Source organism: Microbacterium foliorum (assembly GCF_003367705.1).
In the GTDB taxonomy this organism is placed as follows: Bacteria; Actinomycetota; Actinomycetes; order Actinomycetales; family Microbacteriaceae; genus Microbacterium; species Microbacterium foliorum.
This window is the reverse complement of record NZ_CP031425.1, coordinates 3,301,349-3,315,065: the sequence shown is the minus strand read 5'-3', so window position 1 is coordinate 3,315,065 and position 13,717 is coordinate 3,301,349. Positions and strand designations below refer to the sequence as shown.

Below are 13,717 nucleotides of genomic sequence, written 5' to 3'. Positions count from 1 at the left end.
CCCCACTCACCGTCGAGCCCGGAGAACACCCACCATGCATGACGACACCTCGCTCACCGTCGGTCGCGTCTCGCGCGTCCTCGCGGAGCGCATCCGCCCGGCCGTCCACTCCGCCTCCGTGCCTCTCACGGTCGAGAGCGTCGAGCTGCCCGGCGAACCGATCAGCCCCGCCGACGGGCTCGCGCTCGAGTACACCGAGACATCGGTGCCGAGCATGTGGGGACCGGCCTGGTCGACCACCTGGTTCCGGATCTCGGGGCAGGTGCCCGCGGAATGGGCCGGCCGCCGGGTCGAGGCCGTGATCGACCTCGGGTTCGACATCAACATGCCGGGCTTCCAGTGCGAGGCACTCGCCTATCGCCCCGACGGGTCGCCGGTGAAGAGCATCAACCCGCGCAATCAGTGGATCCCCATCGCGCAGACCGCGCACGGCGACGAGCCCGTCGAGCTGTACCTGGAGGCGGCCGCGAACCCCGTGCTCCTCGACTACCACCCCTTCCTGCCGACGCAGGAGGGCGACATCCGCACCTCCTCGCCGCAGCCGCTGTACCGACTGCGACGCCTCGACCTCGCCGTCTTCGAGACCGAGGTGTTCGAGCTGTCGCTCGATCTCGAGGTGCTGTTCGAGCTGCAGGCCGAGCTGCCCGCGACGTCGCCGCGGCGCATGCGCATCCTGCAGGCGATGGATGACGCGCTCGACGTGCTCGATCTGCAGCGCATCGTCGAGACCGCATCCGACGCCAGGGCCCGTCTCGCCCCCGCCCTCGCGGCACCGGCCGAGGCGAGCGCGCACCGCATCTCCACCGTCGGCCACGCCCACATCGACTCCGCGTGGCTGTGGCCGGTGCGCGAGACGATCCGCAAGGTCGCACGCACGACCTCGTCGATGACGACCCTGATCGAGGAGCAGCCGGAGTTCCTCTACGGCATGTCCAGCGCGCAGCAGTACGCGTGGCTCAAGGAGCACCGGCCCGAGGTCTACGCGCGCGTCAAGGCCGCCGTGGCCGAGGGGCGTTTTCTGCCCCTGGGTGGCATGTGGGTCGAATCCGACACCGTGATGCCCTCGGGAGAATCTCTCGTGCGGCAGTTCTCGTACGGTCAGCGCTTCTTCGAGCGCGAGTTCGGCATCCGCTCCAAGGGCGTCTGGCTGCCTGACAGCTTCGGCTACTCGCCCGCACTGCCGCAGCTGATGCGTCGTGCCGGATTCGAGTGGTTCTTCACGCAGAAGATCTCGTGGAACCAGCAGAACGTCTTCCCCCACCACAGCTTCCTCTGGGAGGGCATCGACGGCTCGCAGGTGTTCACGCACTTCCCGTCGATGGACACCTACAACTCGCAGCTGAGCGGCATGGAGGTCGCCAAGGCCTCCCGCCAGTTCAAGGAGAACCGGGTGTCGTCACGGTCGATCGCGCCGGTCGGCTGGGGCGACGGAGGCGGGGGCACGACGCGCGAGATGACCGGAAAGGCGCAGCGCCTGCAGAACCTCGAGGGCAGTGCGCAGGTCGTGTGGGAGCACCCCGACACCTTCTTCGAGGCCGCGCGTGCCGAGATCCCGAACCCCGCGGTGTGGGTCGGCGAGCTGTATCTCGAGCTGCATCGTGGAACCCTCACCAGCCAGCACGCCACCAAGGCCCTGCATCGCTGGGCGGAGCAGGCGCTGGTCGAGGCCGAGCTGTGGGCGGCGACCGATGCCGTGCGCACCGGTGCCGAGTATCCGACCGCGCAGATCGACCGCCTGTGGGAGACCGTGCTGCTGCACGAGTTCCACGACATCCTTCCCGGCACCTCCATCGCGTGGGTGCATCGCGAGGCCTCCGAGGTGCTGTCCCGGGTGATCGACGAGGCGCAGACGATCGCCGGCTCCGCCCGTCGCTCGCTCGCCGGAGACGGAGACCGCGAGCTGCGGTTCGTGCCGAGCTCCGTCGGAGAGGGCCGGGCGCTCGGCGCCGCGTTCCTCGAGGCCCGCTCCGAGCCCGATGTCGCGCTCGCCGAGGAGGGCGACGGCTGGCGCCTCGAGAACGACCTGGTCTCCGTGCTGATCTCCGCCGAGGGCCTCATCGTCTCGGCCGTCGACAAGGCTTCGGGGTGCGAGGCCGTGGCGGACGGGCGCGCGGCGAACCTGTTCCAGCTGCACCAGGACTTCCCGAACATGTGGGATGCGTGGGACATCGACAAGTACTACCGCAACAGCGTCGACGACCTCACCGGGGTCGCGTCGATCACGGCATCCGTCATCGACGGCGTCGCCACCGTCGTCGTCACGCGCGCCTTCTCGGAGTCGACCGTCGAGCAGACGATCATCCTCGCCCCGGGCTCGCGCACGGTGGTGCTGCGCAACGTGATCGACTGGCACGAGACCGAGAAGCTGCTCAAGCTCGCGTTCCCGCTCGACATCCAGGCCACGCACACCGAGGCCGAGACGCAGTTCGGGTACCAGTCGCGGGTCACGCACACGAACACCAGCTGGGAGGCGGCGAAGTTCGAGACCTCGATGCACCGGTTCGTGCTGGTGCGCGAGCAGGACTTCGGCGTCGCCCTCGTGAACGACTCGATCTACGGCTACGACACCTCGCGCGAGGTGTCCGACGACGCGGTGACGACCACCGTGCGTCTCTCGCTGCTTCGCGCACCGCGCTTCCCCGACCCCGACACCGATCACGGACCGCACGAGATCGAGATCGGCTTCGTGATCGGCGCGGATGCCGAGATCGCGACCGCCGAGGGCATCACGATGAACAGCCCGGCGGCGATCGTACGCGGTGCGCACGAGGTCGAGCCGCTGATCTCGGTGCAGGGCCAGGGCATCGTCGTCTCGGGCGTGAAGCTCGCCGACGACGGCTCGGGCGACGTGATCGTGCGACTGTACGAGGCGCTCGGTCGGCGCGCGGCGGGCTCGCTGTCTGCCGACTTCGAGCACCGGGAGATCCGCGAGGTGTCGTTGATCGAAGACGCGCTCGACGATGCGCGCGTCGGCGGAGAGCTGCGCCTGCGGCCGTTCGAGGTGCGGACGCTGCGCATCGTGCGCTGAGCCCGCGCTCTGCCGCATCGCGAACTGTCGACGCGGGCCATTGTGGTCGCCGCTGTGCGGGAGGACGATAGGCGAATGGTCACCCTCGACGATGTGCGCGAGATCGCCCTCGCGCTCCCGGGTGTGACCGAACGCGTCGGCGGTCACACGGGAGAGCCGTCATGGCGCCTGCCGAGCGGCCAGATCGCGTGGATCCGCGGTCCCAGCAAGGTCGATCTCCGCCAGCTCGCCGACCTCGGACTCGAGTGGCCCGAGGGCCCGGTGCTCGGGGTGCGGGTGGGGAGCCTCGAAGAGAAGGCCGCGCTGCTCGCCGCCGAGCCCGACGGTCTGTTCTCCATTCCGCATTTCGACGGATACCCGGGGCTGCTCGTGCAGCTCGACATCGTCGAGAAGGACCGGCTCGCCGAGATCATCGCGGATGCGTGGCTCGTGCGCGCGCCTGTGCTCGTCGCGAAGCAGTGGCTCGCGGAGCGCGGGCTGGACTGAGTCCTGGGGTCTGAGTGCTGGGTGTTGGGTTCTGGGCTTTGCGTCGTGGGGTGGGGTGGGGCTGAGTTTTGCGTCGTGGGGGCCGGAGTCCTGAGCCCTGGGGTCTGAGTCCTGAGTCCTGAGTCCTGAGTCCTGGTTTGAGCGCTGGTGCTGGTGCTGGTGCTGGTGCTGGTGCTGGTCTTGGGTGCTGGGTCCCGGCTGGGTCGCGGCGACCGCCGCAGGGCCCGTGTCGTGCCATTCCGGGACATTGGAATACGCATCTGATCTGGGCTAAATGAGAGCGTTCGCGGGCCTCGAATGTCGGTGGTCCCGGGTTGACTCATGGGTATGGACAGCACCAAGGAGCTTCTGGATCGGGTCATCGCCGACCTCGATACGGTGCTGTCCGACGATGCGCTGGCGGCGCTGACCGACGCGCAGCGGGTGGCTGTTCTGCAGGGTGCGGGGGCGGTGTTCCGGCGGGCCGAGGCGGTGATCGTCGAGACCGTCGCAACGGCCGATCTGGGGGACTTCCCGCACTCGGCGGGCTGTCGGGGGCTCAACGAGCTGCTGCAGCGGACGCTCCTGGTCGATGTGCGGGGCGCCAGCCGGGTCGACAGGGCCGTCGATCTGGTGCGGCGTCCGGAGAGTCTGGCAGGCGAGAGGATGCCTGCGCGCTGGTCGGAGATGCGGCTCGCGTTGCTCGACGGGGTGGTCGGGGTGGGCGGGTTCCTTGCGGCGACGGGGCCGATCGAGAAAGTGTGGGATCGGCTCACGATCGATCAGCGATTGGCGGCGGACGTCGCGTTGGCGGGGTGCGCGCGCGGGCACGGTCTCGAGATCGACGCCGATGATGACGATCCGGGTGCGGATGAGCCTGGTGCGGATGATCCGGGTGCGGATGAGCCTGGTCCGTCGCCGACGGCGCAGGATCTGAAGGCGCTCGCGGAGGACCTCGCCTCGATGTTCGATCCGGATGGGGAGGAGCCGAAAGACGAGGAGGCGTGTCGTCGTCGCGGAATCACGATCGGTCGGCTGCATGACGGCGTGCACGCGATTCGCGGGTATCTGACCCCGGACGTGGCGGCGCAGTTCCAGCTCATCATGGACGCGATCCTCAACCCCAAAGGCGACGGGCCCCCGATGCCCGGCGTGCACTTCGCGCCCAGCGACGGCTCTGTCGTAGACGCGGGTGACGACGCTGGGGCGGACGCGGAGTCGGGCGCTGACGCAGGCGCAGGCGCGGGCGCGGGCGCAGGCGCAGACGTGGGTGCAGGTGCACGTGCAGGCGGCGAGGACCCGTTCAATTCGGATCCGCGGTGCGTGATCGACGGTCGCACTGCCGCGCAGAAACGCCACGACGCGGTGGCGATGGTCATCGCGATCGCTGCCCGCCACAATGACATGCCCACCCTCGGCGGATCGTCGCCGGTTCTGGTCGTCACCGTCGATGCCACAGACCTCGCCTCACACGCTGGTCAGGGCGAAGGCGCCGAGTTCGGGAACACCGCGTCGGCAGCGGCCGATAACGGCGGATGGGCGACGATCCCGGGATCCGGCGCCCACGTCCCGATCTCCATCGCCGCGCAGGCCGGCTGCACCGGAGCGATCCAACGGGTGTTGATGGACGAGGGGCGCATCATCGGCCTCACGACCACGGATCGCGTGTTCACGGTTCATCAACGACGGGCGATCGTCGCCCGCGACAGGGAGTGTCTGATCCCGGGATGCCACGTTCCGGCGTCATGGTGCGAGATCCATCACGTGATCGAGCATGCCCGGGGTGGGCCCACGCATACGGACAACGGTGTGCCGTTGTGCTGGTGGCATCACCGAAGCCTGGGTGCCTCGGGCTGGGAGATCCGCATGAAAGACGGTCGCCCGCAGGTGCAGGGACCTGCGTGGTGGGATCCCGCACAACGCTGGCGCACCCCACGACTCAGTCTGCCGAGGAAGGCGCGTGTTCGCGGCGCCCTGCTACGGGTCTGAGTGCGACCGACGGGGGCCGGGCACGTTCACGCGACCGGGATCGTGCACGTTCACGCGACCGGGATCGTGCACGTTCACGCGACCGGGATCGGGCACGTTCACGCGCTCAGGCCGGGATCGACCGCGCTCAGGCCGGCCCGAGCCGCAGGACGTCGGGCGACTCGCCCCCGGTCAGCTCATCGGCCACGCGGATGCTGCCCGCCAGCTCGTCGAGGGCGCCGTCGAGGGTCCCGAAGCGCTCGCGGTCGCTGCACACCGCCGTCAGCGTCACCAGGTGCGTCGCCGTCTCCCACGTGTACGTCACGAACGGGGGAGTCGCCGGCGACGGCGGCATCGGCACCACGAGCTTCTCGCCCACCCCCAGCCATCGGTTCGAGAACGAGACGGTGTCGTCGTAGTCCATCGGCATCGACGCACGAGCGATGCGCACCTCCGGCGTCAGAGTCTGCACCGTCGCCATCGCGACGACGAGCTCAGGGTCGGCCTTCCATGTCCACACCAGCACGCGGCCGGCCGCACGACGCATCAGCAGCGGAGCCGCCTGGCTCATCGCCCAGGCGCCGAGACGCGAACCGGGGCGTTCGGTGACCCCGAGTGCCGCGTTCGCCTGCCCGAGCAGCATGCGGATCGCGGCCTTGCGGTGCCGACGGCCTCGCCAGCCGAGCGAGTCCGTGACGGGGATCCACAGCCGGGAGTCGGCGTCGGCAGTCAGTCGCATGACCCCACGCTAGAGGGTGAGGCTGAGGGATGCCGGTACGCCTCGGCGGTCCGCCCAGGCCCCTCAGGTAGAGTGGCGAGCGCCCGAAGGGGCTCCCTGGCCGCCGTACCGTAAGGCAGAATGTCTTCCTCTCCCTCCGATCCGACGGGTTCCCCCGACGCCGCCCCCGACGCCGTGTCCGTGTCCGTGTCCGGGTCGCGGCCACTGCGCATCCTCATCGGATGCGACACCTTCGCCCCCGACATCAACGGCGCCGCACGATTCGCCGAACGTCTCGCGGCCGGTCTCGTGCAGCGCGGTGAAGACGTCCACGTCGTCGCCCCCAACCTCGTCTACCGTCGCACGCCCGCGCGTACCGAGGTCATCGAAGGCGAGCCGATGACCCTGCACCGGCTGCCGTCGGTGCGCTGGGCACCGCACGACTGGCTGCGCTTCGTCTGGCCGTGGCGCGTGAAGCACTACGCCCGCAAGATCATGGACAGCGTCCAGCCCGATGTCGTGCACATCCAGTCGCACATCGTGATCGGCCGCGGTCTCGCGCGCATCGCCCACGAACGCGGCATCCCCGTCATCGCGACGAACCACGTGATGGCCGAGAACATCCTCGACCACACCACCATGCCGAAGTGGGTCGACGACCTCGTGCTGCGGTGGGCATGGGGCGACGCGAAGCGGACCTTCGCCCTGACGCGCGCCATCACCACGCCGACTCGTCGCGCCGCCGACTTCCTCGAGCGGACCGTCGCTGTCGAGAACGTGATCCCGGTGAGCTGCGGCATCGACCGCGCGCAGTACACGCCCGTGATCGGCCCTCGCGACAAGAACCGGATCATCTTCGTCGGCCGTCTGACCGCCGAGAAGCAGGTCGAGGTGATCCTCGAGGCGATCACCAAGCTCGACCCCGCACTGGACGCGACCTTCGACATCGTCGGCGGCGGAGACCAGCGCAAGCAGCTCGAGAACCTGACCGTGCAGCTCGGCCTCGCCGACCGGGTGACCTTCCACGGGCGCACGAGCGACGAGGAGCTCCGCGCCCTGCTGTCGCGCGCCTCGGTGTTCACGATCGCCTCGATCGCCGAGCTGCAGTCGATCGCGACGATGGAGGCCATGGCTTCGGCGTTGCCGATCGTCGCCGCGGATGCCGTGGCGCTGCCGCATCTGGTGCACGACGGCGAGAACGGCTACCTCTTCGAGCCCGGCGACTCCGACGCCCTCGCGGCGCGACTGACGGACGTGCTGACCGCCGATGCGACGGAGTACCAGCGGATGCAGCAGGCATCGCTCGACGGCGTCATCATCCACGACATCAACCGCACGCTCGACACGTTCGAGGCGCTCTACCGCGACGAGCCCCTGCCCGAGTGATCGGGCGCGCCATGCACATCGTCTTCGTCGGCGACCAGCACCTCGACTCGCTCGGCGGGGCGCAGGTGTCGATGCGGCTGCAGCGACGCCACCTCGAACGCGCGGGGCACACGGTGACCGTCGTCGCGCCGAGGATGCACGGTCCGCGCGTGAGGAACGCCGCCGATCCTGCGAACATCGATCTTCCGTCGGTGCCGATCACGACCGACCGCGAGTACTCGATGAGCTGGCCGGGGCGCCGCACCGACACGGTCCTCGATCAGGCGATGACGCGACGGCCCCCGGTCGATGTGGTGCACGTGCAGGCGGATTTCTGGGGCGCGTTCATCGGGCACCGGTACGCGGCACGACACGGCATCCCGGTCGTGCACACCATGCACAACCGCGTGGACGTCGGCATCGCAGCCGTGACACCGCTGCATCGACCCGTGCTCGCGGTGCTGAACCTGTGGCGTCGTCGTGCATTGCGCCGCGTCGCCGGCATCGCTCCCGACGGATCCGGCACCGGCATCACGAGCTCTGGCCGCGACAGTGACGGGTGGGCGTTCCTCCGGGGCATCGCCCGGGGGGCATCTGCGGTCACTGCGCCGTCGACGCACTTCGCCCGCCGCCTCGAGGAGCACGGGGTGTTCAGTCCCGTGGATGTCGTCTGGAACGGCATCGACGACGAGGTGCGCGAGGCGACGCTCGCGGCGGCCCCGCCTGAGCGCGCACCCGGACGCCCCCGTCTGGTCTGGCTGGGACGCATGAGCCCCGAGAAGCGCCTGCTGCCGTTCCTGCACGCCTTCGTCGAGTCGGGCGTGGACGCAGAGCTCGAGATCATCGGCGGCGGCGCACAGCGCGCGGCGGCGGAGAAGATCGTGTCGGGTGTGCGCGGCGTACGGTTCGCGGGAAAGCTCAGCTACCCCGAGACGCTGGCGCGGATCGCCGCCGCGGATGCGCTGGTGCAGACCTCGATCGGCTTCGAGACGCAGGGGATGACGCCGTTCGAGGCGGCGACGCTCGGCACCCCCTCGGTGATCAGCGATCCTGACATCGCGGCCGAGCTCGGTGGGGGGCTCTGGGCGGTGCCCGGTGCGTCGGGCACCGAGGATCAGCGCAGAACCGCGCTCGCCGAAACCCTGCGCCGCGCGGTGTCCGACATCGCGGCCGGCACCGCACCGGTGCCGATGCGCGAGGTGTCGGAGGCGTTCCGACAGTCGTCGCGCACCGCCGCGATGATCGAGATCTACGAGCGGGTGCTCGCGGGCTGAGCGGTGCCGGTCAGAATCCGAGACTGTAGAACAGGCTCGCGATGAACGCGACCGCCGTGCCGAGGACGCTGTGCGCCGCGACTCCGACGGCGATCGCCGCGAGCAGACGCGGCGCCGGTCGCCGCAGTGCGACGATGCCGAGCACGAGGCCGGTGGCCGCGCCCGCGAACACGAGCAAGCTCAGCACGCCCTGCACCGCACTCGTCACCCCGACACCGACGCTGGCGTACAGCAGCGGCGCGAGCAGCTGGGAGACCAAGCCCACCGCGACCGAGACCACGCTCACGATGAATGCGAGGCGCCCGAGGGGGTTGCCGGCGTCGCTCGACGGACCTCCGTAGGGTGCCTCGGATGCTGCGGACGAGCCGTAGGGCTGGCCGGGCTGGGCATACGGCTGACCGGGTGGGCCGTAGGACTGCCCGGGTTGCGCGGAGGGCTGACCGGGTTGGGCATACGGCTGACCGGGCGAGCCGTAGGGCTGGCCGGGCTGTGCGTACGGCTGCCCCGCCTGCGCGTATGGCTGGCCCGGCTGTGTGGGTGGCTGACTCTGCTGCGTGTGCGGCGGTGCGTCGGTCGGGGGTGCAGAAGGAGGGGTCTGGCCCTGCTGCGGGGGAAGTGGGGGAAGCGGGGGAGCCGCGTCGTGGGGCCGGGGTTCGCTCATGGTCTGTGTCTCCGGTGAGGCGTGGGTGAGGCGTGGGTCAGGAGTGGGTCAGGCGTGGGTCAGGAGTAGGCGAGGGCGAAGACGAGGTTGGACGCCCACGAGACCACGATGGTGGCGATCGCTGATGCGCTGATGCCGATCGCGATGCCGGCGAGGATCTGCTGCCCCGGTCGGCGCACCGACATCAGCCCGAGGATCACGGCGACCACTGCTGCCACCAGCACGACGAGGTTGCCGATCGCGCCGAACACTCCGATCGCCGACGCGTCGTCGAGCAGGCGGACCGCGACGGGAAAGGACAGGGTGATGAGAAGCCCGATGCCCAGCGCCGCCAGCGCGACGATGAAGGCCACGCGTCCGAGCGATCCGCCGGAGGCGGATGCGGCATCCGGTCGCGCCGACCTCGGCTGAGCGTCGGCGTGCGTACCGGACGAGCGGGGAGGAGCGCCGGGGTGAGTGCCCGGGTACGGTGCGCCTGAATGCGGTGCGCCTGAATGCGGTGCGCCTGAATGCGGTGCGCCTGAATGCGGTGCGCCTGAATGCGGTGCGCCTGAATGCGGTGCGCCTGAATGCGGTGCGCCTGAATGCGGTGCGCCTGAATGCGGTGCGCCTGCGCTGGGATGGGTCGGGCCCGCAGGTGGCTGGGGTGCGGCGGTGGGGAACTGCGAAGGAGCGCCGTGCGGCTGGGCGGGAGGCTGGTCGGGCTCGCTCATGGTGCGAGCGTAGCCGCGGGCGACCCGTGTGGCGAGAGTCAGCGGTAGACGTGTCCCGATTCGGCGCGGTCGTGAGCGCGAGGTTCCCCGACGCGCGACCAGTCGGTGGGGGTCTGTCGGTATCCGTCGCGCCGCACTTCCACGATCGTGGCGATGGCGGCCCAGAGTGCGAGGGCGAGAAGAGCGAGGAGAAGAAGCATGGCAGAAACGCTACGTTCAGCCTTGATCTGCCACGAGTGGCAGAATGGGCTGCGGACGTAGGAAACCTGCCAACCGAGGAGAACGCCATGATGAAGACCGTCGCCTGTGTCGTGCAGGACGGCTTCGCGCCCTTCGAGTTCGGCCTGGCGTGCGAGGCGTTCGGTCTCGATCGCTCGAACGACGGCGTCCCGAACTTCGACTTCCGGGTGGTCGCGCCGCGTCCCGGTGCCGTCGCATCGAAGATGGGCTTCTCCCTCAACGTCGAGCACGATCTCTCCTTCGCCTACGAAGCCGACCTGGTGATCCTGTGCCCTGTGCCGCGTGAGTACTGGGGGCGGATCGATCCGCTGCTGATCGACGTCGCCAGAGATGCGGTCGCGCGCGGGGCGTGGGTGCTCACGATCTGCAGCGGGTCGTTCATCCTCGGAGCGGCGGGTGTGCTCGACGGGCGCAGGGCGACGACGCACTGGATGTACGCAGACGTCATGGCCGACATGTATCCCCTCGTCGATGTCGACCCCGACGTGCTGTTCGTGCAGGACGAGCGGATCATCACGAGCGCGGGAACCGCGGCCGGTATCGACGCCTGCCTGCACCTGCTGCGGCAGGAGCTCGGTGCGGAGCTGACCAACCGCATCGCCCGCCGCATGGTCGTGCCCCCGCAGCGCGACGGCGGGCAGGCGCAGTTCATCGATCGCCCCATCCCCGTCGTGCCGAGCGACTCGCTCGCCGCCGTCGCCGACTGGGCGGTCGAGCACCTGCGTGAAGACCTCGGCATCGAGAGGCTGGCGGCCCGCGCCCTGATGTCACCCCGCACGTTCGCGCGCCGGTTCAAGGCCGAGTACGGAGCGACTCCGGCCGCCTGGCTCGGCCGCCAGCGGGTGCTGCACGCGCAGCGGATGCTCGAGCGCAGCGCGCTGTCGCTCGACCGGATCGCGGAGGAGTGCGGATTCGGATCCGCGGGGGTGCTGCGACAGAACTTCTCGCGGGTTCTCGGCACCACGCCGACCGCCTACCGCGCGCGCTTCTCGTGCGCTGACGAGACGGAATTCTCCGCCGCCTGACCGCCTGACCGCTGTCTGACTTCCGCGCGCTCCCGCCGCCATCGCGGGGGCGAATCCCGGAGTGCGTCCTGTCAGTGCGTTGTGTCAGTGCGTCCAGTGTCCTGGTCGAGGCAGTGCGCGGTAGTCGAGCTCGACATGGCCCGGCGTCACGGTGGCCAGGCAGTACAGCAGCGACTGCGTGGGGTACCCGTGCGGACGGTTGTCGCGGATGATCGCGCGATCGTCCTCCGGGGCGAGTCCGGCCGACGAGGCGAGCAGCGACGTCCAGGCGACGGACCAGTCCGCGCTGTCGTCCGCGCTGTGGTCCGCCCTGCCGTCGGCGCTTCCGTCCGCGGCGCCTTCGGGGGCGCCCAACGCGCGGAACTCGGGCAGCCAGGCGGCGATGCGTGGGGTGCCCAGGTCGTCGAGGTCGTCGTGCGCGATCATGTGCACGCCGTGGCCGATCGGCGTCTCGCGCAGCTCGACACCGTCCCAGCTCATCACCCGCGCGCCCTCGGGCCCCACGTCGAGCAGGTTGAACCCGTGCATCGGCAGCGGAGCGACCGGGAGCCGACCCGACACGGACTCCAGCACCAGTGAGCCGCGCGACACCGCGACATCCTCGGAAAGGTCGACGACGTCGGCGCGATTCAGCAGCACCGCGAGCCGACCCGCCGCGGGGTCGGTGGCGAGCCAGGCGCCGCCGGCGCGACGATCGCGGATGCCGGAGACGCCGGGGTAGGCATCCGGCCACCATTCGCCCGGAGCATCCCACTCGCGTTGCGGATCCTCGTCACGCACGGCGAGCAGCCGGGCTGTCACGGAGTCGGCGACATCGATCACGACGGTGCACACGGTGCCCAGTCTACGAGCGGCACGCAGGCCCAGGCCCACACGCAGGCCCAGGGTCAGGCGCGGGCCCAGGGCCAGGCGCGGGCCCAGCGCCGGCGCAGTCCCAGGTGCGGGACCGGCGGCACGCGGGCGCAGGCCCGGCGGCGCCGATGCTGCGGCAGAATCGAAGCGTGAACATCGTCGTCGGGGTTACAGGTGGCATCGCCGCATACAAGACAGTGCACCTGGTGCGGCTGCTGACCAAGGCGGGTCATGACGTGACCGTCGTGCCGACCGAAGACGCGCTGCGTTTCGTCGGCACGCCGACGTGGGAGGCGCTGAGTCGGCACCCCGTCACGACGAGCGTTCACGACGACGTCGCCCGCGTGCGGCACGTCGCGCTCGGGCAGGGCGCCGATCTGGTGATCGTCGCTCCGGCGACCGCGAACTCGATCGCCAAGATCACCGCCGGCATCGCCGACGATCTGCTCGGCACGACCCTGCTCGCCACCGAGGCGCCGGTGCTGCTCGCACCGGCCATGCACGCCGAGATGTGGCGGAACGCGGCCACCCGGGCGAACATCGTCACGGTGCGCAGCCGCGGGATCCACCTCGTCGGACCGGCCGACGGCGAGCTCGCCGGCGGCGACAGCGGCCCCGGGCGCATGGCGGAGCCCGAGCAGATCTTCGAGGCGGCGATCGCGCTGCTCGGCCCGCGCGACCTCGACGGCATGAGCGTCGCGGTCTCGGCGGGAGGGACGAGGGAGCCCATCGATCCCGTGCGATTCCTCGGCAACCGGTCCAGCGGCAGACAGGGAGTCGCGCTGGCGGCCGAGGCCGCGGCTCGTGGTGCGCGGGTCACGCTCGTCGCCGCGAACATCTCGGACGACATCCTGACCGGTGCGCGGCATCCGTCGGTGCGCGTGGTTCCGGTGGGGACGGCTGCCGAGCTCGCCACCGCGATGAAGGATGCCGCGCGCGACGCCGACATCGTCATCATGGCCGCGGCGGTCGCCGACCATCGTCCCGCCTCGGTCGCGGACCAGAAGCTGACCAAGGAGCAGGGCGCACTGACCCGCCTCGATCTCGTCGAGAACGAAGACGTCGTCGCCGCCCTCGCGACGCTGCGGTCGGACGGCGCGGTACCGGCCGGGCAGACGATCGTCGCGTTCGCGGCCGAGACCTCCCCGGATGCGCACGAGCGGCGGGAGCGCGCTCGCCGCAAGCGCGAGCGCAAGGGCGTCGACCTGCTCGCCGTCAATCTCGTGAACGCGGAGCAGGGATTCGAGCGGCCCGACAACGCGGTCGAGATCGTCGGGGGCGGCGGTGAGGTCGTGGCATCCGTGGCGGGCACCAAGCGGGAGGTCGCCAGAGGGATCCTGGACGCGGTGCTGACTCTGCGATAAACTTGAGTCACATCCACTCAACTTTGAGAACCGCATTCACCTGA

12 protein-coding genes are annotated in these 13,717 nt (G+C 70.1%); 7 read left to right on the top strand and 5 right to left on the bottom strand.

The genetic code is table 11. From position 1 onward, the window contains the following. The first annotated feature begins 34 nt into the window (after window positions 1-34). From DXT68_RS15590 to DXT68_RS15580, 3 genes are all read left to right on the top strand, one after another. A complete protein-coding gene (locus DXT68_RS15590; RefSeq protein WP_045252910.1) occupies window positions 35-3,028 on the top strand; it encodes an alpha-mannosidase in 2,994 nt (997 codons plus the stop codon). 75 nt (window positions 3,029-3,103) lie between these two features. Then, window positions 3,104-3,514, top strand: a complete 411-nt coding sequence (locus DXT68_RS15585) for an MmcQ/YjbR family DNA-binding protein (protein ID WP_045252911.1) — start codon at window positions 3,104-3,106, stop codon at window positions 3,512-3,514. Between the two features lie 327 nt (window positions 3,515-3,841). Further along, the gene (locus DXT68_RS15580) at window positions 3,842-5,482 is read left to right on the top strand and encodes an HNH endonuclease signature motif containing protein (RefSeq protein WP_162829131.1); all 1,641 of its coding nucleotides are present in this window, start codon (window positions 3,842-3,844) and stop codon (window positions 5,480-5,482) included. A gap of 127 nt (window positions 5,483-5,609) precedes the next feature. Here DXT68_RS15580 and DXT68_RS15575 read toward each other — a convergent pair whose 3' ends face one another. After that, window positions 5,610-6,200, bottom strand: a complete 591-nt coding sequence (locus DXT68_RS15575) for a hypothetical protein (RefSeq protein ID WP_045252477.1) — start codon at window positions 6,198-6,200, stop codon at window positions 5,610-5,612. 120 nt (window positions 6,201-6,320) lie between these two features. On the opposite strand from DXT68_RS15575, the gene DXT68_RS15570 reads away from it, so the two are divergent. After that, complete coding sequence (locus DXT68_RS15570; RefSeq protein ID WP_045252478.1) at window positions 6,321-7,565, top strand: glycosyltransferase; 1,245 nt, start codon at window positions 6,321-6,323, stop codon at window positions 7,563-7,565. A gap of 11 nt (window positions 7,566-7,576) precedes the next feature. Continuing rightward, the gene (locus tag DXT68_RS15565; RefSeq protein ID WP_045252480.1) at window positions 7,577-8,818 is read left to right on the top strand and encodes a glycosyltransferase; all 1,242 of its coding nucleotides are present in this window, start codon (window positions 7,577-7,579) and stop codon (window positions 8,816-8,818) included. 10 nt (window positions 8,819-8,828) lie between these two features. On the opposite strand, the gene DXT68_RS15560 is transcribed toward DXT68_RS15565, so the two are convergent. The 3 genes from DXT68_RS15560 to DXT68_RS17115 all read right to left on the bottom strand — a co-directional run bounded on the left by DXT68_RS15560 (window position 8,829) and on the right by DXT68_RS17115 (window position 10,392). Then, the gene (locus DXT68_RS15560) at window positions 8,829-9,479 is read right to left on the bottom strand and encodes a hypothetical protein (protein WP_115760516.1); all 651 of its coding nucleotides are present in this window, start codon (window positions 9,477-9,479) and stop codon (window positions 8,829-8,831) included. Between the two features lie 59 nt (window positions 9,480-9,538). Next, on the bottom strand, window positions 9,539-9,832 hold the full coding sequence (locus DXT68_RS17020) for a hypothetical protein (protein ID WP_045253263.1): 294 nt from the start codon (window positions 9,830-9,832) through the stop codon (window positions 9,539-9,541). A gap of 398 nt (window positions 9,833-10,230) precedes the next feature. Then, window positions 10,231-10,392, bottom strand: coding sequence for a hypothetical protein (locus DXT68_RS17115; protein ID WP_167541585.1), 162 nt, complete (start codon window positions 10,390-10,392; stop codon window positions 10,231-10,233). A 90-nt stretch (window positions 10,393-10,482) separates the two neighbouring features. Here DXT68_RS17115 and DXT68_RS15550 point away from each other — a divergent pair, with 90 nt between their 5' ends. Next, entirely contained in the window at window positions 10,483-11,457 is a 975-nt protein-coding gene (locus DXT68_RS15550) for a GlxA family transcriptional regulator (RefSeq protein WP_174233238.1), read from the top strand. Window positions 11,458-11,541: 84 nt separating this feature from the next. On the opposite strand, the gene DXT68_RS15545 is transcribed toward DXT68_RS15550, so the two are convergent. Next, a complete protein-coding gene (locus DXT68_RS15545) occupies window positions 11,542-12,291 on the bottom strand; it encodes an NRDE family protein (RefSeq protein ID WP_045253265.1) in 750 nt (249 codons plus the stop codon). Between the two features lie 167 nt (window positions 12,292-12,458). On the opposite strand from DXT68_RS15545, the gene coaBC reads away from it, so the two are divergent. After that, window positions 12,459-13,673, top strand: coding sequence for a bifunctional phosphopantothenoylcysteine decarboxylase/phosphopantothenate--cysteine ligase CoaBC (gene coaBC, locus DXT68_RS15540; RefSeq protein WP_045253266.1), 1,215 nt, complete (start codon window positions 12,459-12,461; stop codon window positions 13,671-13,673). Window positions 13,674-13,717: the final 44 nt, after the last annotated feature.